Here is a 22,428-nt window from a genome sequence, read left to right as displayed (position 1 = left end):
CATGGTGCGCACAGGCGCACCGTGTGGTGAGGCTTCAGGAGCAATTTCCGGCTGGCCAGGTCCCGTGGACTGCACAGTGAACGCTTCTACTCCTGCCACAGGCCAAGCAAGAAGAGTGCCCGCCTGGCATGCAAAGTGCATGGCGCAGACATCCGCAGCGACAGCCTGCGATCCCCCAACCGACGGAAACCGCCATGCCCGCCCTGATGTTTGCGACCCCTGCCCCGCTCGAAGAACCCATGCCCGTCGGCGACACCGATGGCCGCTATCTGCGCCAGGCCATAGGCCTGTCCAACACGGCGCGTGCGCGCGGCAACCGCCCATTTGGCGCGGTGGTGGTCGACGCCGACGGCACGCTGCTGGCCGAGGCCTATTGCAATACCACCGAGACCGGCGACTGCACGGGCCACGCCGAAACCAATGCCGTGCGCCAGCTGAGCCCGCGCGTTGCGCGCGAGGTGCTGGCCCAGGCCACGCTGTACTCGTCGGCCGAGCCCTGCGTGATGTGCGCGGGCGCGATCTTCTGGTCGGGCATAGGGCGCGTGGTGTTCGGCATCGATGCCCAGCGCCTGCGCGTCTTTCGCGGCGAGCGGCCCGAGCAGCGCGATGCCGAGCTGTCCTGCCGCGATGTGTTCGCGGCCTCGCCGCATGAGATCGAGTGCATTGGCCCGACCATGATCGAGGAAGCCAGCCTTCCCCATATCGGCTTCTGGAAAGCCTGATGCAGGCAGAATCGGCGGCGTCGCTCTCCATTGCTCCGCCCATGACCGAACCCGAAGACAGTGCGCCCGCCGGTGCACTCACCAGCCGCACCAAACAAGGCCGTGAACGCATCCTGGGCGCGATCCGCGAGGCCGCGATCGCCGAGTTCAGCCGCCATGGCTTCAAGGGCGCATCGACCAAGGCGATCGCCGAGCGCGCGGGGCTGACCAAGCCCCATCTGCACTACTACATCAGCAGCAAGGAAGAGCTCTACGAGGAGCTGCTGTACTCGGTGCTGGGCGGCTGGTCCAGCGCCTTTGTCTTCGACAGCGACAGCGACGACCCGAAGACGGTGCTCAGCGGCTACGTGCGCAAGAAGCTCGACTACGCGCTCGACAACCCTGGCCTGTCGCGCATCTTCACCACCGAAGTGCTGGGCGGCGGGCGCAACCTGGGCAGGTACTGGCCGGTGGCGATGAAGTCCACGCAGCAGAAGGTCGATCTGATCAAGCGCTGGATCGCCGAAGGCCGCATGCGCGCCCTCGACCCCACGGTGCTGCTGATGCAGATCTGGGGAATGACCCAGCACTACGCCGACTACGGCGTGCAGGTGCACATCATGCTGGGCGTCGCGCCCGACGCCGCCATAGACCGCGAACCCATCATGCGCGAGCTCACCACTTTTGTGCTGCTGGGCTGCGGGCTCGCACCAGAATAAAGACGGCCTGCACGTTCGCGGGCACCAGGGCGACAGCGCCGAGCCGCTGCCAGAGGGGAGCAGGCTGGCACAGCATTTGCAATGATTTGACCAATCGATCAAATCAAATGGTCAAACATGCAAATCACCGCCCCTGCTCCTTCGTCCCCCGTCATCGAACACGCTTTTGAACTGGTGCTGGCGCGCAGCCAGCTGCGCCTGGCCGTCGAGCCCGGCGAAAGCATGGCCGACGTGCTGCAGCTCGCCGGCATCGCGCTCGACACGCTGTGCGAGCAAGGCGTGTGCGGCACCTGCGTCACGCGCTGGCTAGCTGGCGCGCCCGAGCACCGCGACAGCTGCCTGAGCGCAGAAGAGCAGCGCACCCATGTCGCGGTCTGCTGCGCGCGCAGCCTCGGCCCCACCCTCACGCTCGATCTCTGAGGGCCGACCATGCGCGTTCTTGTCATCTATTGCCACCCGGTCGAGACCAGCTACCACGCGGCGCTGCATACCGAGGTGGTGCTCAACCTGCGCAGCGCCGGACATGAAGTCGACGACTGCGATCTGTATGCCGAGGACTTCAATCCGGTCCTCAGCCGCGCAGAGCGCCTGGGCTACCACGAAGTGCCCGGCAACCGCCTGCCGGTGCAGGGCTATGTGGACCGGCTGCTCAACGCCGAAGCCGTGGTGTTCTGCTTTCCCACCTGGTGCTTCGGCATGCCGGCCATGCTCAAGGGCTTCTTCGACCGCGTGCTGATGCCCGGCGTGGCTTTCGACATCAGCGACCCGCACAACGTCAAGCCCGCGCTGACCCACCTCAAGCGCATTTCGGCCGTGGTGACCTATGGCCGCCCGCGCTGGACCGCGCTGCTGATGGGCGACCCGCCGCGCAAGTCCGTGACGCGCTACCTGCGCCTGCTCACGGGCGGCAAGGCGCGCGTCGACTACCACGCGTACTACCACATGAACGTGGCCACGCCGCAGCGCCTCACGGCCTTCAAGGCGCGCGTGGGCGAGGCCATGGCGCGTTTTTCCTGATCGCCTGAAGGATTCGACATGCACGCTCCCGACCATCTTCTCGCCGCCCGCCTGCCGCGCTGGCTGCTGCCCGATCCGTGGCCGCTGCATGGCGGCCAGCCCGCGCTCGCCGACCTGCACCTGGCCAATGGCCGTGTGCTGGGCATGGCGCCGCACGACAGCGCGTTCACGCCGCCCGCGGGCAGCGCCTGGAACCTGGCCGGCGCGCTGGTGCTGCCCGGCCTGGTCGACGCCCACACGCATCTGGACAAGGCCTTCACACTGGCGCGCATGGGCGCCGTGAAGCCTGGCCTGCTGGGCGCGATAGCCGCGATGATGGTCGACCGCCAGGGCTGGACCGAGGCCGATGTACGAGAACGCGCCAGCCGCGCGCTGCAATGGGCTTATGCGGCCGGCACGGTGCACCTGCGCACCCACTGCGACTGGTGGGAGCCCGAGGCCCAGCCGCTGGCCTGGAACGTGCTGCGCGAACTCGCGCAGGAATGGGCCGGGCGGCTCACGCTCGAGCGCGTGGCGCTGGTTCCTCTGCATCTGTATGCCGAGCGCCGCAGCGCGCTGCGCCTGGCGCGCATCGTGGCCGCAAGCGGCCCGGGCGCGCTGCTAGGCGGCTTCGTGCATACGACCAACTGGAACCCGCAGGCGCTGCGCCACCTGTTCGAGGCCGCGCAGCTGCATGGCCTGAACGTCGATCTGCATGTCGATGAAGAACTGCACCCCGGCGCCCAGGGCCTGGCGACGACGGCCGCGCTGCTGCAGGAGCTGCGCTTCGACGGCCATGTGGTCTGCGGCCACAGCTGCGCGCTGGCCGCGCAGGACGAAGCCACGGCGCTGGCGACGCTGGACGCCGTGGCGCAAAGCCCGATCACGCTGGTCACGCTGCCCATCACCAACTTGCTGCTGCAGGACGCCGTCACCGGCCGCACGCCGCGCCAGCGCGGGCTCACCCTGGTCAAGGAAGCGCATGCGCGCGGCATTCCGGTGCTCATTGCCAGCGACAACGTGCAGGACCCGTTCTGCCCCGTGGGCAGTTTCGACCCGCTCGAAGCCCTGGCCACGGGCGTGCTCGCCGCGCAGCTCGATGCGCCGTTCGACCGCTGGTCGCAAGCGCTGTGCCGCGCCGACTGGCTCAGCCGCGGACCGCAGGCGCTGCCGCTTGCGCCGGGCAGCAGCGCCGATCTGATCGTCTTCCACCAGGCCGACGGCTGGGGCTTTCCCTCGCGCACGCAGCCGCGCCTGGTGCTGCGCCAGGGCCGGGTCGCGAGCGGCCAGGCAAATGCCGGCTGGTTCACCCCCGCCTCGTCCATTCCCCCCCTCGCAAGGAGCCTCGCATGAGCGCCACCCCACCCGGCATTGCCCAACCCCTGGCCCGCTACGCGGCCTGGCGCCGCGCGGGCGACATGGTGTTTCTCTCGGGAATCATCGCCGTCGATCCCGCGGCCGGCCGCATCGTGCAGGGCTACGCCGACATTCCCGACGACGCCGCGACGCTGATAGGCCGCACGGGCGAGTTCAGCAGCGACGTCAAGGAGGGCCCGATCCTCGCGCAAAGCTGGTATGTGCTCGACCGCATACGCCTGACCATCGAAGCCGCGGGCGGACAGATGTCCGACGTGGTCAAGCTGGTGCAGTACTTCCGCAACCTCGACCACTTTCCCCAGTACAGCCGGGTGCGCAAGCTGTTCTTCCCGGGCGAGCCACCGGCCTCCACGGTGGTTGAAGTCAGCGCCATGCTGCCCACGCCCGAAATCCTCATCGAAGTCGAAGCCACGGCCTGGCTGCCCCGGCGCTGAACCCCTCCTGCCCACGAAAGACCTTCCCCATGCTGCATGGCTACACCCCGCCCCACCGCTACCTGCCCTACCTGAGCTGGACCGAAATCGTCGACCTGCCCGACAAGGAAAACACCGTGATCGTGCTGGCCACGGGCGCGACCGAACAGCACGGCCCGCACCTGCCCTGCGCGGTGGACACGGTGATCAGCGCCGGCGTGGTGGGCCATGCGCTCGCGCGCCTGCCCGCCGACGTGCCGGCGTTCGCGATGGCGCCCATCACCTACGGCAAGTCGGAAGAGCACCTGCACTTTCCGGGCACCGTGACGCTCAGCGGCGAGACGCTGCTGGCAACGATGAACGAGATCGGCGAGTCGGTCTACCGCGCGGGCTTTCGCAAGCTGCTGTTCGTCAACGGCCATGGCGGCCAGCCCCAGGTGATGGAGATGTGCGCGCGCGAGCTGCGCCTGCGCCATGGCGATTTCATCGTCGTGCCCAGCTTCACCTGGCGCGTGCCGCATGTGGCCGGCAAGTACCTGTCGGACACCGAAAAGAAGCTTGCCATGCACGCCGGCCATGCCGAGACCGCGCTGATGCTGGCGCTCGCGCCCGACACCGTGCACATGGAGCGCGCCGTGAGCAACTACCCGCCGGTGTTCGATTCGCCGCTGCTGTCGCCCGACGGCCGGCCCGCCTGCGCCTGGAGCGCGCGCGACTTCGGGCCCAGCGGAATCATCGGCGACCCGCTGCCCGCGACGGCCGAGCAGGGCCAGGCGATTCTCGATTCGCTGGCCGTGAGCTGGGCCGCGGCAATCACCGAACTGCACCACCTGCAATGGGCCGCGCGCCCCGAGCCCACCTGGGGCCGCGCCCACCACACCGGCCATGTGGAGCATTCCACGGCCCTGGCCTGAAACCTGCGAATCCTTTCCCTATCCCCCTCTGTCCTGCCCCCTTCCGGAGTACCGCCATGATGAAGACCGCTTCCCGCCTTTCCCGACTTGGTGCCGCCGCCCTGCTTGCTCTTGGTGCCCTCGGCACCGCGCAGGCGCAGGAGAAGTTCACCTATATGACCAACTGGTACGCGCAGGCCGAGCACGGCGGCTTCTACCAGGCGCTGGCCACGGGCCTGTACAAGAAACACGGCCTGGACGCGACCATCAAGATGGGTGGCCCGCAGGTCAATATCGTGCAGATGATGGCCGCCGGCCAGGCCGACTGCGTGATGGGGTCCAGCGACCTGCAGATGATCCAGATGCGCGAAGGCGGCGTGCCCGTGACCAATGTCGCCGCGGTGTTCCAGAAGGACCTGCAGGTGCTGATCGCGCATGACGACGTCAAGAAGTTCGAGGACCTCAAGGGCAAGACCATTCTGATCGGCTCCTCGGCGCAGCGCGGCTACTGGCCCTGGCTCAAGGCCAGGTACGGCTTCACCGATGCGCAGACCCGCCCCTACACCTTCAACATCCAGCCTTTCGTCGCCGACAGGAACACCGCCCAGCAGGGCTATCTGACCTCCGAGCCGTTTGCGATTGCCAAGGCCGGCGTCAAGACCACCACGCTGATGTTCAGCGACCAGGGCTACCCCGCGTACGCCACGACGGTGTCGTGCATGGACAAGACGCTCAAGACGCGCAGCGCCGCCGTGAGCGCCTTCGTCAAGGCCTCGATGGAAGGCTGGAAGAGCTACCTCGCCGACCCCGCGCCCGGCAACGCGCTGATCAAGAAGGACAACCCCAACATGAGCGACGAACAGCTGGCCTACAGCGTCGCCAAGCTCAAGGAGCTGGGCATGGTCACGGGCGGCGACGCGGCCAGCATGGGCATAGGCGTGCTGACCGACGCGCGCGCCAAGGCCAGCTACGACTTCCTCGTCGAGACCAAGCTTCTCGACCCCGCCAAGGTCAAGCTCGCCGACACCTACACCACCCGCTTCGTCAAGGACCTCAAGGTTCTGCCCTGATTCCCCGACAGCCCTGAAACAGAGGTCCAGACCTCATTTATCGAAAGGCGACCATGGCCCCCGCTGAAACCCCGCCCCTGGCTCAGCCTTCCGCGCCCGCCGTGGAAGTGCTGTCCGCAGAGAAGACCTACCCCAACGGCACGCAGGCGCTGCTGCCCGTGGACCTGTGCATAGAGGAAGGCGAATTCGTCACCTTGCTCGGGCCCTCGGGCTGCGGCAAGAGCACGCTGCTCAAGATGGTGGCCGGCCTGCTCGAGCCCACCGACGGCCGCCTGCACCTGTGGCGCAAGCCCGTGGCTCAGCTGGGCGAGAGCGGCAAGAAGATGGCCTTTGTGTTCCAGTCGCCCACGCTCATGCCCTGGGCCAGCGTGCAGACCAATGTGCGCCTGCCGCTGGACCTTGCGGGCGTTGCGCGCGGCGAGGCCGATGCGCGCGTGAGCGAAGCGCTGGCCCTGGTGGGCCTGGCCAAGTTCGCGTCCGCGCTGCCGCGCGCGCTGTCGGGTGGCATGCAGATGCGCGTCTCGATCGCGCGCGGCCTGGTGACCCGGCCCGACCTGCTGCTGATGGACGAGCCTTTTGGCGCGCTCGATGAAATCACGCGCCACAAGCTCGACGCCGACCTGCTCGACCTGTGGCGCAAGAAGAAGCTCACCGTGATCTTCGTCACCCACTCCATCCACGAAGCGGTGTTTCTCTCCAGCCGCGTGGTCATGATGGCCGCGCGCCCGGGCCGCGTCGTCGAAGCGTTCCATATCGACGCGCCCTATCCGCGCACGGCCGACTTCATGGTCTCGCCCGAATTCAGCCGCTACGCCAAGCTGCTGCAGGACAGCCTGTTGCGCGCCAGCGCAGACTCCACGGAGGCCTTCGCATGAGCACCCCTTTTCCATCCGTTGCGGCCGTGCCACGTAGCGCGCCCGCAGTGCCAGCCGCCAAGAAGGCCGCAAGCCCGCCAAAGCCCGCGCGCGCGCCGCTGCTGGCGCGGCCGCGCGTGCAGCGCATCTTCTATCCGCTGCTGGTCGGCATGGTGTTGATCGCGCTGTGGCAGGGCCTGGTCACGGGGCTGGAGCTGCCGCCCTACCTCGTGCCTTCGCCGCTGCTGATGATGGAGACGCTGATCACCGACTGGGCCGCACTGGGCGCCTCGCTGTGGGTCACGGTGAAGATCACGGTGCTGGCGTTTCTCGCCGCCACCGTGGCCGGCGTGCTGATCTCGTTCCTGTTCGTGCAGAGCAAACTGATCGAGATGGCGCTGTTTCCCTATGCGGTGCTGCTGCAGGTCACGCCCATCGTCGCGGTCGCGCCGCTGATCATCATCTGGGTCAAGGACCCTACGGCCTCGATGGTGATCTGCGCGGCGCTGGTGGCGCTGTTTCCCATCATCAGCAACACCACGCTGGGCCTGCGCAGCGTGGAGCCCGACCTGCAAAGCTACTTCCAGCTCAACCGCGCCACGCGGCTGCAGACCCTGGTGCGGCTGCGCATTCCCAGCGCCCTGCCCTACTTCTTCGGCGGGCTGCGCATCTCCAGCGGCCTGGCGCTGATAGGCGCCGTGGTGGCCGAGTTTGTCGCGGGCACGGGCGGCTCGGGCGCGGGCCTGGCCTACCAGATCCTGCAGGCGGGCTTCCAGCTCAATATCCCGCGCATGTTCGCCGCGCTGCTGCTGATCTCGCTGACCGGCGTGGGCATGTTTGTCGCCATGGCCTGGCTTAGCCGGCTGGCATTGGGCAGCTGGCATTCATCAGAAATCACCCCCTGAGCCGCTTCGCCGGATGGCCGGCCCCGTCTTCCCCCTCTCAACCTTCGGTGGAGGGGGACGGCGCCGTCGCTGCGGGGCGGCCCTTGCTCGGCGCCCCCCGCTGTCCCGTTTTTGCACGCGCACCTACATAAATCATGACATCCATCGCCGCCCACCAACTTCCCGAACAACTGCCCGATCTCGACTGGATCGCCGACCCGCTGCGCGTGGGCCGGCTGTCGCAGGACTTCGCCTGGTTCAGTCCGGTGCTCAAGCGCGAGCTCGCGGGCAAGCGCGCCGACATCGCCGTGCGCCCACGCAGCGAAGAGGAAATCCGCCAGGTCGTCGCGGCCTGCGCCAGCGCGGGCATTCCGCTCACCGTGCGCGGCAGCGGCACGGGCAACTACGGCCAGTGCACGCCGCTGCATGGCGGCGTGATCCTCGACCTGTCGGGCTACAACGCCTTTGGCTGGGTGCGCGACGGCGTGGGCCGGGCGCAGGCCGGCATACGCCTGGCCGACTTCGACGCCCAGGCCAAGCCGCTGGGTCAGGAGCTGCGCTGGCTACCCTCGACCTACCGCAGCGCGACACTGGGCGGCCTGTTCGGCGGCGGCTTTGGCGGCGCGGGCTCGATCAACCATGGCCCGCTCGCCGCCCCGGGCAATGTGCTGGCCGTGCGCGCCATGACGGTGGAAGCCGAGCCCCAGATCATAGAGCTGCGCGGCGCCGAGGCCATGCTGCTGCACCACACCTATGGCACGAACGGCATCGTGCTCGAACTCGAAGTCGCGCTCACGCCCGCTGTACCCTGGACCGAGTGCATCGCGGCCTTCGATGCATTCGATGCGGCGCTGGAATTCGCCGACCGCTTCGGCAGCGCGCCCGGCCTGGAGAAAAAGGAAGTCTGCTTTCTGGCCGCGCCGATTCCCGACTACTTCACTGGTCTCGCCGAACACCTGCCCCAGGGCTGCCACGCGGTGCTGCTGCTGGTCGCGCCGCACTCCGAAGCCGGCATGCGCGACATGGTGGCCAAACATGGCGGCCGGGTCACCTACCGCAAGACGGCCGACGAAGTAAAGGCCGGCAACAAGACACTGATCGAATACACCTGGAACCACACCACGCTGCATGCGCTGAAAGTCGACAAGGGCCTGACCTATATCCAGAGCGGCTTCAACCCCGCGCGCCGCATCGAGCAGGTCAAGGCCCTCGAAGCCGCGCTGGGCGGCGAAGTGATGATGCACCTCGAGTTCCTGCGCACCAAGGAAGGCGCGTTCAACTGCAGCGGCCTGCAGATCATCCGCTACACCACCGAGCAGCGGCTCAACCAGATCATGCAGATCCACCGCGACCATGGCGTGCAGATCAACAACCCGCATGTCTATATCGTCGAGGACGGCAAGCAGAACAATCTCGACCCGGCCGTGGTGAGCACCAAGCAGCGCTTCGATCCGCTGGGCCTGCTCAATCCGGGCAAGCTGCGCAGCTGGGAAGCCGTGCAGCCGCTGCGCCAGACGGCGTAGACACGCCCGGCTCTTCAGTCCACCTTTACTTTGGCGTTCTTGACGATCTGGCCCATGCGTTGCAGCTCGGAGCGCATGAATTCCGCCGTGGCTTCGGGTGGGGTCAGCTTGATTTCATAGCCCTGGGCGATCAGCGCATTGCGCGCTTCGGGCTGGGCCAGCGCCTGCTGGAAAGCCTGGTGCAGGCGGTTGCGCTCGGTCATGGGCAGGTCCTTGGGGCCTATGGCCGCGATCCAGCCTTCGAGCGCATAGTCGGGCAGGCCTTGCTCGGCAATGGTCGGCAGATCGGGCATGGCCGGCACGCGCTGGGCCGTGGTAACGCCCAGGGCGCGCAGCGTGCCGCTCCTGATGTGCGGCGCCGCGGGCGCAAGCGCCACCACGCCCCACTGGACCTGACCGCTGAGCAGGTCGTTCATCAGCATGCCCATGCCCTTGTAGGGAATGTGCTTGATGTCGATCCCGGCCTGGTCGACGAACATTGCCGCGCCCAGGTGCAAGATGGTGCCGTTGCCTGACGAGCCGTAGTTGAGCGCGCCGGGCCTGGCCTTGGCCAGCGCCACGAGTTCCTGGATAGTGCGCGCCGGCAAGCCAGGGTTGGCGACCAGCACGAACGGCGTCGCGCCGATGATGGTGATGGGCGCGATGTCCTGGAGTGCGTCGAACGGGATCGAGGGATAGACGCTGGGATTGACCACATGGTTGTTGGACACCACGCCTATCGTCGAGCCGTCCCTGGGCCCGCGCACGATCTGCGCCGTGCCCGTGATGCCCCCCGCGCCGGGCAGGTTCTCGATGACCACGGGGTGGCCCACGGCCCTGGCGAGCTGGGTGCTGATCGCGCGGATCGCGCCGTCGGCGCCCGAGCCTGCCGACAGCGGCAGGATCACGCGCAGCGGCCTGTCGGCCTGGGCCATGGCGCTCAAGGGCGCGACCAGGCTGGCGGCGGCCAGCGCAAGAATGCTGCGGCGGGAAGTCGTGGGGAAATGCATTTTTTGTCTCCGGCTCTTTTCATTTCGAAAAGCCTGCGCATCACGCGCAGGCTCGGTAGGCTAGGCGACGGCGCCGTTGGCCTCCATCGCCGTGACTTCATCGGGGCCGTAGCCCAGCGACTCCAGCAATTGCCGGGTGTGCTCGCCCAGCGTCGGCGGGTTGTGGCGAATGCCCGGACGCTGGCCGTCCATGCGTATGGGCAGCAGCGCGGTGCGCGCCGTCTGGCCCGCGCGCTCGCCGTCGGTGAGCGTGATCTCGGCCAGTCCGCCCGTGGCGTTGAGGTGCGGGTCGTCGAACAATTGCTCGGGCCGCACGATGGGCGCATAGGGCAGGCCATTGCGCTCGAAGATTTCCGACAGCTCCTGCGTGCCGTAGGCGGCCAGGCGCCGGCGCAGCTCGGGCATCAGCGTGGGGCGCGCGCGCACCCGGTCGTTGTTGCTTGCAAACGCCGGGTCGGCCTGCAGATCGGCAAAGCCCATGGCCGTGCACAGCGTGTTCCACTGCGCATCGCTCACGGCCGCGAGAAAGATCTGGCCCTCGTCCTTGACGCTGAACACGTCGTAGACCGCCCAGGCCGAAATGCGCTCGGGCATGGGCGCGGCCGGCTCGCCCGTGACGGCGTACTGCATCATGTGCTGGCCAACGAGAAACACGTTGTTCTCGAACAGCGCCGAATCGACTTCCTGGCCCTTGCCGGTGATGCCGCGCTGCATCAGCGCCGCCATCGCGCCGATCGCGCCGAACATGCCGCCCATGATGTCGTTGACGCTGGCACCCGCGCGCAGCGGGTCGCCGGGGCGGCCGGTCATATAGGCCAGCCCGCCCATCATCTGCACCACTTCGTCAAGCGCCGTGCGCTTGTCGTAGGGGCCGGGCAGGAAGCCCGTGTGGTTCACATAGATCAGGCGCTCGTTGAGGCGCGACAGCGCGCTGTAGTCGAGGCCGTACTTGGTCATCACGCCGGGCTTGAAGTTCTGCACCACCACGTCGGCCGACGAGGCCAGGCGTATCGCCGCCTGCAGGCCCTCGGGGTGGCGCAGGTCGAGCGCAATGCTCTTCTTGTTGCGGTTGAACATCGGGAAGAAGCCCGCGCCCGCGCCCAGCAGGTGGCGCGTGCGGTCGCCATCGACGGGCTCGACCTTGATGACCTCGGCGCCAAGATCGGCCAGCACCATGCCGCAGGTCGGCCCCATGACCATATGGGAAAACTCCACCACCCGCAGTCCCGCAAGCGGCAGCGCGGCGGCCCCCGTCTTCAAATTCTCAGTCATCGCATTCCATCCAAAACCGGCTCAGGCAGCAGGGCCGCCGCGCCATTGAGCACCTGCGGCAGACCTGCCTGCCACAGCACGCCATGCAGGGTTTCCCCCGGCAACCAGGCCCCGAGTCGCTGGCGCAATGCCAGCAGGGCCTGGACATCCAATCCCGTGACCACGCCCATGCGCTCGAGCATGAACGCCAGGTCTTCGGTCGCCACATTGCCGCTCGCGCCGGGCGCGTGCGGGCAGCCGCCAATGCCGGCCAGGCAGGCATCGAAGCGGTCTATGCCGGTCTGCCAGGCCGCGTAGGCATTGGCCAGGCCCATGCCGCGCGTATCGTGGAAATGCGCGCAGGCCAGCTTGTCGCCCACCTCGCGGCGCGCGCTTTCAAACAGCCGGCGCACGCTTTCGGGGTCGGCAAAGCCCACGGTGTCGGCCAGGCTCACGCGGTCCGCGCCTGCGTCCAGCAGCGCCACCATCAGCCGCAGCACTTCGCCGGGCGCCACCTCGCCTTGCAGCGTACAGCCAAACGCCGTGCCCACGCCGCCTTCGATCAGCGTCGCATGGCCGCCGGCGTCGCGCTCGGCGCGTATGCGCGCCACTTCGGCGACCACTTCGTCGGGGGTCTTGCGCAGGTTCGCGAGGCTGTGCGCATGGCTGGCCGACAGCGGCACGACCAGCAGGTCGGCGCCGCATTCGAGCGCACGCTGCGCGCCCTTGAGGTTGGGTACCAGCACCGAGGCGACCAGGCCAGGCAGCGTCTTCGCATGGGCCAGCACTTCAGCGGTGTCGGCCAGTTGCGGCAGCAGGCGCGCAGGCACGAAGGAGCCGACTTCGATCTCGCGCTGGCCCGCGGCATAGGCGGCAGCTATCCATTCGATCTTGCGCGCCGTCGGCAGCAGGCTGGCCAGGCTTTGCAGGCCGTCGCGCAGACCGACTTCGCGAATCACGGCGCGGTGCATACCGGCGCGGTGCATACCGGCGCGGCGCGGGCCGGGAGCAAGGGAGGCAGTGAACGGCATGCAGTCTCCAAATCGTTGTAATAAGGGAATGCGATGATTCTAGGAATTCCCAAGGGGAACGGATAATCAATTTTGGAACCCCTATCCTTCCCAAATGGAATACCTCAATCCCCTGCCCGCCCATGCGTGATCTGGACCTGACGACCCTGCGGCTGTTCATCGCCGTCTGCGAGCAGCGCAGCATCGCCGCCGTGGGGCTGCAACAGGCCATGGTCGGCTCGGCCATCAGCAAGCGGCTGGCCCAGCTCGAGTACCAGGTCGGCACGCAACTGCTGGTGCGCAAGCGCCGCGGCGTGGCGCCCACGCCCGCAGGCGAGACCCTGCTCGAGCATGCGCGCGCGCTGCTCGCGCGCAGCGAACTGATCGCGCGCGACATGGCCGGCTATGCCCAGGGCACGCGCGGCCATGTGCGGCTGCTGGTCACGGCGTCCGTGATGGCCGAGTCGCTGGCCGACGACGTGGCCGCGTTCCTGCAGGCCCCGGGCCATGGCCAGATCCAGGTCAGCCTCGAGGAACGCGTAAGCCCCGACGTCGCGCGCGGCGTGCGCGACGGCAGCGCCTCGGTAGGCATCTGCTGGGATGCGGCCGACCTCGCAGGCCTGCAGACCCAGTCCTACCGCGGCGACCACCTGGCGATCTGCGCGCATGCCAGCCACCCCGTCGCCGCGCGTGCGCAAGTGCATTTTGCCGAAGTGCTCGACTACGAATACGTGAGCATGCCCGCGCTCAGCGCCGTGCAGCAACTGCTCACGCGCACCGCGGCCGTGGAGGGCAAGATGCTGCAGCACCGCATGCAGGTCTCGCACTTCGACGCCGCGCTGCGCGTGGTGCGCGCCAACCTCGCCATCAGCGTGATACCCGCAGAGATCGCCCAGCCGTTCGCCCAGGCCTATGGCCTGCGGCTGGTGCCGCTGGCCGACGCCTGGGCCCGGCGGCGCTTCGCGATCTGCTACCGCAGCCAGGACCAGTTGAGCCCGGCTGCGCGCTTGCTGGTCGCGCATCTGCATGCCTGCGGGCCGGCGCCGAGCAACGCAGACGGCGCTGCATAGGCACCCGCAGGCCATCGTGGCTTGACAGCAACAATTGCCCGGATTTTGCACATTTTGGAACGCCTGCGCCGGATGGGCGTGGCTTAGAAGCTATTAAACTTGTAGCAAGATAGTTTCCACGCTATAGTCAATCACGACTTGGCGAAGCTGGCCAACGCACCGCTCAACCCCCATCGCGCAAGGAGAAGCGTCCATGAGCCCCAAGGAAAATGTCGCCATCAACCAGCTGTTCGAGCGGCTCGAATGCCGTTATGCGCTGCGGGTGCTGTGGGCGCTCCGGGATGGCCATCCCCAGACGTTTCGCCTGCTGCAGGACAGCGTGGGAGGCATCACGCCCAACACGCTCAACACCCGCATCAAGGAGTTGCGCGAGTGCGGCTTGCTCGAGCACGGCAGCGATGGCTACATCGTCACGCTGTCGGGCCAGGACCTGCTCAAACGGCTCAGCGATGTACAGGCTTTTGCCAATCGCTGGGTCGCGGCGCGCGCCAAGAAGTAAAGTACGGTATGGCGACGCGCGGACTTCACCGGTCCGCGGTCATGTGCCCGCTCCGGGCACTTTTCACAGACGCATATTTCAAGGATTTCTCATGGCTTTCACCACCACCGCATCCGGCCTGCAATACGAAGACACCGTTGTGGGCGACGGCGCTGAAGCCAAGCGCGGCGGCAATGTCACGGTGCACTACACCGGCTGGCTTTACAACGAGGGCGTGCAAGGCGCCAAGTTCGATTCGAGCAAGGACCGCAAGGACCCCTTCGTCTTCGCCCTGGGCGCCGGCATGGTGATCAAGGGATGGGACGAAGGCGTGCAGGGCATGAAGGTCGGCGGTGCACGCACGCTGATCATCCCCGCAGCCCTGGGCTATGGCGCACGCGGCGCCGGCGGCGTGATTCCTCCGAACGCCACGCTCAAGTTCGACGTCGAGTTGCTGGCGGTCTAAGACCTCCCGGCAAATAAAAAAAGCGGCCCAGGCCGCTTTTTTTATTTCCGCGCCTGAACGCAGCGCCAGATACTGGCGTGCCCCAGCAAGGGGGCAGCGAGGAAGGGCCGCGCAGCGGCTCAGGGGGGCCTAATTTCAGCGGGCTGCGAGTTGCTGCCAGGTGGCAACGACGCTGTCGGGGTTCAGCGAGATCGACGAGATCTTCAGGTCGGCAAGCCACAGCGCGAAGTCGGGGTGGTCCGAAGGGCCCTGGCCGCAGATGCCCACGTACTTGCCCTTGGCCAGGCAGGCGGCGATGACGCGCTCGAGCAGCTTCTTGACGGCCGGGTCGCGTTCGTCGAAGTCGGCGGCCAGCAGTTCCAGGCCGGAATCGCGGTCCAGGCCCAGCGTCAGCTGGGTCAGGTCGTTCGAGCCGATGGAGAAACCGTCGAAGTGTTCGAGGAACTCGTCGGCCAGGATGGCGTTCGAGGGCACTTCGCACATCATGATGAGCTTGAGGCCGTTGTCGCCGCGCTTGAGGCCGTTGTCGGCCAGCAGCTGGTTCACGCGCTCGGCCTGGCGCAAGGTGCGCACGAAGGGAATCATGATCTGCACGTTGGTCAGACCCATGTCCTCGCGCACGCGGTGCAGGGCTTCGCATTCCATCTTGAAGGCTTCGCCGAAGTCGGCGCTGATGTAGCGCGCCGCGCCGCGAAAGCCCAGCATCGGGTTCTCTTCCTCGGGCTCGTAGCGGCTGCCGCCGATGAGCTTGCGGTACTCGTTGGACTTGAAGTCCGACATGCGCACGATGACCGGCTTGGGGTAGAAAGCCGCGGCGATCGTCGCCACACCTTCGGCCACCTTGTCGACATAGAAGGCGCGCGGCGAGGCGTGGCCGCGGGCCACGGACTCGACGGCCTTCTTCAGGTCGGCATCGACCGCGGGGTAGTCGAGGATGGCCTTGGGGTGCACGCCGATGTTGTTGTTGATGATGAACTCGACGCGCGCCAGACCCACGCCGTCATTGGGCAGCTGTGCGAAGTCGAAGGCCAGCTGGGGGTTGCCGACGTTCATCATGATCTTGGTCGAGATCTCGGGCATCGTGCCGCGCTGCACTTCGGTGACTTCGGTTTCGATCAGGCCGTCGTAGATCTTGCCGGTGTCGCCTTCGGCGCAGGACACGGTCACCAGCGTGCCGGCCTTGAGCAGGTCGGTCGCATTGCCGCAGCCGACCACGGCCGGAATGCCCAGTTCACGCGCGATGATGGCCGCGTGGCAGGTGCGGCCGCCGCGGTTGGTGACGATGGCCGAGGCACGCTTCATCACCGGCTCCCAGTTGGGGTCGGTCATGTCGGTGACCAGCACGTCGCCGGCCTGGACCTGGTCCATCTGCGAGATGTCGCTGACCAGACGCACCGGGCCGGTACCGATCTTCTGGCCGATGGCGCGGCCTTCGGCCAGCACGGCGCCCGTGCCCATGAGCTTGTAGCGCAGTTCGGCCTGGCCCTTGGACTGGCTCTTCACGGTCTCGGGACGCGCCTGCAGGATGTAGATCTGGCCGTCGGTGCCGTCCTTGCCCCACTCGATGTCCATGGGACGACCGTAGTGCTCCTCGATCACCAGCGCGTAGCGGGCGAGCTGCTCGACGTCGGCGTCGGTCAGCGAGTAGCGGTTGCGCAGTTCGGGCGCCACATCGGTGGTCTTGACCAGCTTGCCGCTGGCGGCCTTTTCCTCGGCCGAGGCAAACACCATCTGCACCAGTTTGGAGCCGAGGTTGCGGCGGATCAGCGCCTTCTTGCCGGCCTTGAGCATGGGCTTGTGCACATAGAACTCGTCGGGGTTCACGGCGCCCTGCACCACGGTCTCGCCCAGGCCGTAGCTCGAGGTGATGAACACCACGTCTTCAAAGCCCGATTCGGTGTCTATGGTGAACATCACGCCGGCCGCGCCGGTGTCCGAGCGCACCATGCGCTGCACGCCGGCCGACAGGGCCACGACGTCGTGGGCGAAGCCCTTGTGCACGCGGTAGGAAATCGCGCGGTCGTTGTACAGCGAGGCGAAGACTTCCTTCATCTTGTGCAGCACATCGTCGATGCCGACCACGTTCAGGAAAGTCTCCTGCTGGCCCGCGAACGATGCGTCGGGCAGATCTTCGGCCGTGGCCGAGGAACGCACGGCAAACGACGCCTGGGCATTGCCCGCGCTCAGCGTGGCGAAGGCTTCGCCAATGGCTTTTTGCAGATCGGCGGGGAAAGGCTGGTTCTCGACCATGGCGCGGATTTCCGCACCGACCACCGCCAGCGCGCGCACGTCTTCGATGTCGAGCGTGGCGAGCTTGGCGTTGATGCGGTCGGCCAGGCCTTCGAAGGCCAGGAATTCGCGGAACGCATGGGCCGTGGTCGCGAAGCCCGTGGGCACCTTCACGCCCTCGGGCAGCTGGGAGATCATTTCGCCGAGCGAGGCGTTCTTGCCGCCGACGGACTCGACGTCGCTCATTCGCAGTTTCTCGAACGGAACGACCAGGGCGGTCGCTTCAAACAGTGCAGACATGGGAAAGCTCCAAAGTTAAAAACCGCTGTGCCCTGCGCCTCGCTATCGAGAGGCCGGGCCACAAATCCACGCTGCGTTGCACGCTGCTTTGCTGTTCTGGTTGGAGGCCGGCAACGAGCATGGACATGAAATTGGGAATAATGGGCGCCATTGTAGGCCCGCGCCCGTTTTCCGCGCGGCTGGCTCGTTAATCACTTTCATCCAGAGCACCATGCACACGCGCACCGTATTCCTGATCTCCGACGGCACCGGCATCACCGCCGAAACTTTCGGCAAAGCCCTGATGACCCAGTTCGATGTGAGTGCACGCTTCGTGCGCATTCCCTTCGTCGACACCGTGGACAAGGCGCACCAGACCGTGCGCCAGATCAACCACACGGGCGAAGTCGAAGGCAAGAAGCCGATTGTCTTCACCACGCTGGTCGACATGGAAGTGGTCAACGTCATCCGCGAGAACTGCAAGGGCATGCTGCTCGACATGTTCGGCACCTTCGTCAACCCGCTGGAGCAGGAGCTGGGCCTCAAATCCCACCACCGCGTGGGGCGTTTTTCCGACATCAGCCAGAGCAAGGAATACCTGGACCGGATGGAGGCCATCAACTTCAGCCTGGCCCATGACGACGGCCAGACCCACCACGACCTCGCGGGCGCCGACGTGATCCTGGTCGGCGTGAGCCGCAGCGGCAAGACGCCGACCAGCCTCTATCTGGCCATGCAGTTCGGCATGAAGGTCGGCAACTACCCGCTGATTCCCGAGGACTTCGAGCGGCGCCAGCTGCCTCCGGCGCTGTTGCCGCTGCGCAAGAAGCTGTTCGGCCTGTCGATCGATCCCCAGCGCCTGTCCGACATCCGCAACGAGCGCCGCCCCAACTCGCGCTACGCAAGCCTCGAGAACTGCCGCCACGAAGTCGCCGAAGCCGAAGCCATGATGCGCCGCACGGGCATACGCTGGCTGTCGAGCACCAAGAAGTCGATCGAGGAAATCGCAACGACCATCCTGCAGGACGTCAAGCCCGAGCGCCTGGGGTACTGAAGACTTGCCAGCACCACCGGCCCACGAAACGCGCGCACGCCAATTTCAGCCGCGCTTCGTGGATGTCCGGCCGCGTCTCGAAACGCGCCAGTCTCCCATGACGCCGGGCCTCACCCGCCGCCCATGAAACCGGCGTGCCCCAGGCGAGGGGCACCGGGCCAGGGCCACACCTCGGGGCCCCCTCTCCAGCGATAGCTGGCCCCCCCCACCTCTTGCGGGTGCCTATGCCCCGCCAGGCAATCCTGCTGCAAAGGCCTCGCTGCCCGAGCTGCGTACAGGCAGCGCCTGCAGCCATGGCCTGCGCCCGGTCGTTGACGCAGCCTGCCCTGCCAGCACGAAAAAATACCGTTGCCAGCGCCCCGGGGGACGGAGCGCGCGGATCTCATCGGGGCGGTATTGCCCTGGCCCCTGCACGCACATTCCGAACGATTTCATGCAAAGATTTTGCCTATCGGTTGACTATAGCTATAGATATTCGATGACGATAACGCTAGAATCGGTTGCAACAAATTTTTACAAAAGAGGCGATTTCCGATGCTGTTCTCTCGAATGACGGTGGCCAGGCGTTTGTATGCGGGGTTTGGTCTGATTCTGGCGGTCTTGGTCGCGGTCACCGGAATGGCCATGGTCAAGGTCGAGGTCATCAACAGCGCGTTGCGCGCCAACAGCGACGAGCATGTGCTGGTCCAGCGCTACGCGATCAATTTCCGGGGATCGGCGCACGATCGTTCGATCGCGGTGCGCGACGTGGTGCTCAGTGACACACCTGCGCAGCGCCAGAAGGAAGTCGCCACCATCGCCGCGCTGGCGGCCTTCTATGCGCAGTCCGCGGGCCCGCTCGAGAAGCTCATCGCCATGCCCGGCGCCGCCCCCGAGCTGGCCAGGCTCTACGCCGACATCCGCCAGATCGAGGCCCAGGCCGTCGCAACCACGCAATCCATCATCGCGCAGGCCGAGTCCGGTGAGGCCGCTGCGCGCGAGGCGCTGTGGAACCAGGCCAAGCCCCAGTACGTGCAATGGCTGGCAGCGATCAACAAACTCATAGACTTCGAAGAGGCGCGCATCCAGGCAGAGAACAAGACCGCCCTGGAGCAGGCCGGAGGCTTCCTGACCGTGATGCTGACGGCGCTGGTGCTCGCGCTGCTCCTGAGCGCCGTGGTGGCCTGGCTCGTCTCGCGCGGCATCCTGAACCAGCTGGGCGCCGAACCGCGCGAGCTGGCCGAAGTGGCCAGCCATGTGGCCGGTGGCGACCTGAGCCCCGTGCGGGGCGCAATGCTGGCGCGGTCCGGCAGCGTGCTGGCGTCGCTGGGTGCGATGCAGGAAAGCCTGGCCACCGTGGTGGGCAAGGTACGCCAGGCCTCCAATGCCATGGCCACCGGCTCGACGGAAATCGCCAGCGGCAATGCCGGCCTGCTGCAGCGCACCGAGGAGCAGGCGGCCAATCTGCAGCAGACCGCGGCGTCGATGGAGCAGATGACCGCGACGGTCAAGAACAACGCCGATTCGGCGCGCCAGGCCACGCAACTGGCCACGTCGGCCAGCGCGGCAGCGGAAAAGGGCGGCGCCGTGGTCGGCCAGGTCGTGGCCACGATGGACGACATCACCGCCAGTTCGCGCAAGATCGCCGACATCATCGGCGTGATCGACGGCATCGCGTTCCAGACCAACATCCTGGCCCTCAATGCCGCCGTGGAAGCGGCGCGTGCCGGCGAGCAGGGCCGGGGCTTCGCCGTGGTGGCCGGCGAGGTGCGCAGCCTGGCGCAGCGCAGCGCGGGGGCTGCCAAGGAGATCAAGACGCTCATCGACAACAGCGTCTCCAGGGTCGAGGAAGGCTCGCGGCTCGTGGGCGATGCCGGCACGACCATGACCGACATCATGGCCCAGGTGCAGCGCGTGGCCGACCTGATCGCCGAGATCAGCGCCGCCACCATAGAGCAGACCGGCGGCATCGCGCAGGTGAGCGACGCGGTCAGCCACCTGGACCAATCCACGCAGCAGAACGCGGCCCTGGTCGAACAAAGCGCAGCGGCGGCCGACGGCCTCAAGCAGCAGGCCGCGCACCTGGCCGAAGTGGTGAGCGTTTTCAAGCTGGGCCATGGCCTGGAGCAGCAACAGGCTTTCAGACCGGCTCCCCAGCTCCGTGCCAGCCGGGCCCCAGGCGCAGCCAAGCCGCTGCCGAAGCCCTCGGCGCCGGCCCGGCTCACGCAGTCCAGCGCGGCGGCGGTGGCCAAGCCACCTCGACTGGGCAGCAGCCGCAGCGAGAGCGCGGACTGGGAATCCTTTTGACCGCACAACGACCACGGCCGTAGCCCGGCTACCGGGGCCGCCGCAGCGCAGCGCGCGCGCCCTTACCGCGCCGCGAGCCACTGCTCCAGATAGTGGATGCCGGTGCCGCCCTGCATGAATGCCGGATCGTTCATCAGCGCGCAATGCAGCGGCACATTGGTCTCCACGCCCGTGGCCACCAGTTCGCCCAGCGCCACGCGCATGCGCGCCATCGCGTCTTCGCGGGTGTTGCCGTGGGTGATCAGCTTGCCCAGCAGCGAGTCGTAGAACGGCGCAATCTCGTAGCCGCTGTACATGTGCGAATCCACGCGCACGCCCGGGCCGCCGGGCGCTATCCATTCGCGCAGCACGCCCGGGCAGGGCTGGAAGCTCAGCGGATGCTCGGCGTTGATGCGGCACTCGATCGCATGGCCGCGCCGCACGATATCGGCCTGCTGCCATGGCAGGGGCTCGCCCGAGGCAATGCGCAACTGCATCTCGACGATGTCTATGCCCGTGACCCATTCGGTCACCGGATGCTCGACCTGCACGCGCGTGTTCATCTCGATGAAATAGAACTCGCCGTTCTCGAACAGGAACTCGAACGTGCCCGCGCCCACATAGCCCATGCGCTCGCAGGCGCGGGCGCAGCGCTCGCCCACCTGCGCCAGCGCCGCCGCATCCACGCCCGGCGCCGGCGATTCCTCTATCACCTTCTGATGGCGCCGCTGCATGGAGCAGTCGCGCTCGCCCAGCCACACGGCGTGGCCCTGGGTGTCGGCCAGCACCTGGATCTCGATATGGCGCGGCGCGAGCAGGTACTTTTCCATATACACCGCGGCATTGCCGAACGCGGCGCCGGCTTCGGCCTGGGTCATGGCAATTGCCTGCAGCAGCGCGCCTTCGCTGTCGACGACACGCATGCCCCGGCCGCCGCCGCCGCCCGCGGCCTTGATGATGACCGGGTAGCCAATGGCCGCCGCCAGCGCCCGCGTCTTGTCGGCGTCGTCCCCCAGCGCCTCGGGCGAGCCCGGCACGCAGGGCACGCCCGCGGCAATCATCGCCTGCTTGGCCAAGACCTTGTCACCCATGGTGCGCATCGCTGCGGCGCTGGGGCCGATGAAGACCAGGCCCGATTGCACGACCTTGTCGGCAAAGCCCGCGTTCTCGCTGAGAAAACCGTAGCCCGGGTGGATCGCGTCCGCGCCGCAGAGCGCGGCGGCATCGAGAACCGCCGACTGGTCCAGGTAGCTGCGCGCAGAAGGCGGGGGTCCCAGGCAATAGGCTTCCTCGGCATGGCGCACGTACAGCGCGTCCCGGTCCGCCTCGGAGAACACCACCACGCTGGCGATGCCCAGGCGCTTGCAGGCGCGCTGCACGCGCAACGCGATTTCGCCGCGATTGGCGATCAGCACTTTCTTGAGCATGGTCTCAGCACTCCTGCAGTTCAAACAAGGGCTGGCCGGCCGCAACGAGCTCGCCATTGCCGCACAGCACGCGCAGGATGCGCGCGCGGCATTCGCTTTCGATCTCGTTCATGATCTTCATCGACTCGAGAATGCCCAGCACCGTGCCCGGCTCGACGCTTGCGCCTTCCTCCACCAGCGGCGCGCCATCGGGCGTGGGCGCGCGATAGAAATTGCCGGCCATCGCGGCCTTGAGCGTGCGCACGGGCGCGCCGGCTGGCGCGGCCACAGCCCCAGGTTGCGCCGGCGCGGCAGGCGACACTGCGGCGACCGGCTCGGGCACAGGCGCGGCGGGCGCGGCGGGCGCGGCGCTGCCATCGACCCGCCGCACGATGCGCACGTCCAGGCCGGCCTCCGACAGCTCCAGCTCATCGACCTGCGCCTGCGCCGCCGCCGCAATCAGCGACGTCACGCGTTCCATATCGAAAACAGCCATGTTCG

At 67.2% G+C, this 22,428-nt stretch carries 21 protein-coding genes and 1 pseudogene; 16 read left to right on the top strand and 6 right to left on the bottom strand.

Annotated elements, in window-relative coordinates; all coding sequences use genetic code 11:
- The first annotated feature begins 194 nt into the window (after positions 1–194).
- From GVL12_RS11640 to GVL12_RS11590, 11 genes and pseudogenes are all read left to right on the top strand, one after another.
- Positions 195–722, top strand: coding sequence for a nucleoside deaminase (locus GVL12_RS11640; RefSeq protein ID WP_159914044.1), 528 nt, complete (start codon positions 195–197; stop codon positions 720–722).
- 41 nt (positions 723–763) lie between these two features.
- Positions 764–1,420 carry a TetR/AcrR family transcriptional regulator gene (locus GVL12_RS11635; protein WP_159914042.1) on the top strand — a complete coding sequence of 219 codons (657 nt, stop codon included), beginning with the start codon at positions 764–766 and terminating at the stop codon, positions 1,418–1,420.
- Between the two features lie 117 nt (positions 1,421–1,537).
- Positions 1,538–1,840: a 2Fe-2S iron-sulfur cluster binding domain-containing protein gene (locus GVL12_RS11630; protein WP_159914040.1), complete on the top strand. Its 303-nt coding sequence runs from the start codon at positions 1,538–1,540 to the stop codon at positions 1,838–1,840.
- 9 nt (positions 1,841–1,849) lie between these two features.
- Positions 1,850–2,437, top strand: coding sequence for an NAD(P)H-dependent oxidoreductase (locus GVL12_RS11625; protein ID WP_159914029.1), 588 nt, complete (start codon positions 1,850–1,852; stop codon positions 2,435–2,437).
- A gap of 18 nt (positions 2,438–2,455) precedes the next feature.
- The gene (locus GVL12_RS11620; protein ID WP_159914027.1) at positions 2,456–3,769 is read left to right on the top strand and encodes an amidohydrolase family protein; all 1,314 of its coding nucleotides are present in this window, start codon (positions 2,456–2,458) and stop codon (positions 3,767–3,769) included.
- Positions 3,766–4,227 carry a RidA family protein gene (locus GVL12_RS11615; RefSeq protein ID WP_159914025.1) on the top strand — a complete coding sequence of 154 codons (462 nt, stop codon included), beginning with the start codon at positions 3,766–3,768 and terminating at the stop codon, positions 4,225–4,227. Before GVL12_RS11620 ends, GVL12_RS11615 begins: the two co-directional genes overlap by 4 nt.
- Before the next feature lie 29 nt (positions 4,228–4,256).
- Complete coding sequence (locus GVL12_RS11610) at positions 4,257–5,120, top strand: creatininase family protein (RefSeq protein WP_159914023.1); 864 nt, start codon at positions 4,257–4,259, stop codon at positions 5,118–5,120.
- A 56-nt stretch (positions 5,121–5,176) separates the two neighbouring features.
- Positions 5,177–6,169 carry an ABC transporter substrate-binding protein gene (locus GVL12_RS11605; RefSeq protein ID WP_159914021.1) on the top strand — a complete coding sequence of 331 codons (993 nt, stop codon included), beginning with the start codon at positions 5,177–5,179 and terminating at the stop codon, positions 6,167–6,169.
- Positions 6,170–6,264: 95 nt separating this feature from the next.
- Positions 6,265–7,044 (top strand): annotated as a pseudogene (locus GVL12_RS11600) (ABC transporter ATP-binding protein); the annotation flags it as partial.
- A complete protein-coding gene (locus GVL12_RS11595) occupies positions 7,041–7,928 on the top strand; it encodes an ABC transporter permease (protein WP_200843693.1) in 888 nt (295 codons plus the stop codon). The pseudogene GVL12_RS11600 and the gene GVL12_RS11595, both read left to right, overlap by 4 nt.
- 134 nt (positions 7,929–8,062) lie before the next feature.
- Positions 8,063–9,430 (top strand): FAD-binding oxidoreductase, encoded by a 1,368-nt coding sequence (locus tag GVL12_RS11590; RefSeq protein ID WP_200843692.1) that lies wholly within the window; start codon positions 8,063–8,065, stop codon positions 9,428–9,430.
- A 14-nt stretch (positions 9,431–9,444) separates the two neighbouring features.
- Here GVL12_RS11590 and GVL12_RS11585 read toward each other — a convergent pair whose 3' ends face one another.
- The 3 genes from GVL12_RS11585 to GVL12_RS11575 are packed head-to-tail and all read right to left on the bottom strand — an operon-like array spanning position 9,445 to position 12,701.
- A complete protein-coding gene (locus tag GVL12_RS11585; RefSeq protein ID WP_159914017.1) occupies positions 9,445–10,419 on the bottom strand; it encodes a tripartite tricarboxylate transporter substrate binding protein in 975 nt (324 codons plus the stop codon).
- A 60-nt stretch (positions 10,420–10,479) separates the two neighbouring features.
- The gene (locus GVL12_RS11580; RefSeq protein ID WP_159914015.1) at positions 10,480–11,691 is read right to left on the bottom strand and encodes a CaiB/BaiF CoA-transferase family protein; all 1,212 of its coding nucleotides are present in this window, start codon (positions 11,689–11,691) and stop codon (positions 10,480–10,482) included.
- Complete coding sequence (locus GVL12_RS11575) at positions 11,688–12,701, bottom strand: hydroxymethylglutaryl-CoA lyase (protein WP_200843691.1); 1,014 nt, start codon at positions 12,699–12,701, stop codon at positions 11,688–11,690. The genes GVL12_RS11580 and GVL12_RS11575 overlap by 4 nt, the downstream gene beginning before the upstream one ends.
- Positions 12,702–12,823: 122 nt before the next feature.
- Between GVL12_RS11575 and GVL12_RS11570 the strand changes: the two genes are divergently transcribed.
- The 3 genes from GVL12_RS11570 to GVL12_RS11560 all read left to right on the top strand — a co-directional run bounded on the left by GVL12_RS11570 (position 12,824) and on the right by GVL12_RS11560 (position 14,694).
- On the top strand, positions 12,824–13,750 hold the full coding sequence (locus GVL12_RS11570; RefSeq protein ID WP_159914013.1) for a LysR family transcriptional regulator: 927 nt from the start codon (positions 12,824–12,826) through the stop codon (positions 13,748–13,750).
- 193 nt (positions 13,751–13,943) lie between these two features.
- A complete protein-coding gene (locus tag GVL12_RS11565; RefSeq protein WP_159914011.1) occupies positions 13,944–14,249 on the top strand; it encodes a helix-turn-helix domain-containing protein in 306 nt (101 codons plus the stop codon).
- Between the two features lie 91 nt (positions 14,250–14,340).
- Positions 14,341–14,694: an FKBP-type peptidyl-prolyl cis-trans isomerase gene (locus tag GVL12_RS11560; RefSeq protein ID WP_159914009.1), complete on the top strand. Its 354-nt coding sequence runs from the start codon at positions 14,341–14,343 to the stop codon at positions 14,692–14,694.
- Positions 14,695–14,829: 135 nt separating this feature from the next.
- Here GVL12_RS11560 and ppsA read toward each other — a convergent pair whose 3' ends face one another.
- Entirely contained in the window at positions 14,830–17,223 is a 2,394-nt protein-coding gene (ppsA, locus tag GVL12_RS11555) for a phosphoenolpyruvate synthase (protein ID WP_159914007.1), read from the bottom strand.
- A gap of 211 nt (positions 17,224–17,434) precedes the next feature.
- Between ppsA and GVL12_RS11550 the strand changes: the two genes are divergently transcribed.
- Both GVL12_RS11550 and GVL12_RS26895 read left to right on the top strand, forming a co-directional pair.
- Positions 17,435–18,256, top strand: a complete 822-nt coding sequence (locus GVL12_RS11550) for a pyruvate, water dikinase regulatory protein (RefSeq protein WP_159914005.1) — start codon at positions 17,435–17,437, stop codon at positions 18,254–18,256.
- A 534-nt stretch (positions 18,257–18,790) separates the two neighbouring features.
- Positions 18,791–20,542: a methyl-accepting chemotaxis protein gene (locus GVL12_RS26895; protein ID WP_159914003.1), complete on the top strand. Its 1,752-nt coding sequence runs from the start codon at positions 18,791–18,793 to the stop codon at positions 20,540–20,542.
- Between the two features lie 62 nt (positions 20,543–20,604).
- Here the strand turns inward: GVL12_RS26895 and accC are convergent, their stop codons facing one another.
- Positions 20,605–21,948 (bottom strand): acetyl-CoA carboxylase biotin carboxylase subunit, encoded by a 1,344-nt coding sequence (gene accC, locus GVL12_RS11540; RefSeq protein WP_159914001.1) that lies wholly within the window; start codon positions 21,946–21,948, stop codon positions 20,605–20,607.
- Between the two features lie 4 nt (positions 21,949–21,952).
- Positions 21,953–22,423, bottom strand: a complete 471-nt coding sequence (locus GVL12_RS11535) for a biotin/lipoyl-containing protein (RefSeq protein WP_159913999.1) — start codon at positions 22,421–22,423, stop codon at positions 21,953–21,955.
- Positions 22,424–22,428 lie beyond the last annotated feature (5 nt).

Source organism: Pantoea sp. 18069 (assembly GCF_902706035.1).
Classification (GTDB): domain Bacteria; phylum Pseudomonadota; class Gammaproteobacteria; order Burkholderiales; family Burkholderiaceae_C; genus Comamonas.
This window is presented reverse-complemented; position numbering and strand designations above follow the sequence as displayed.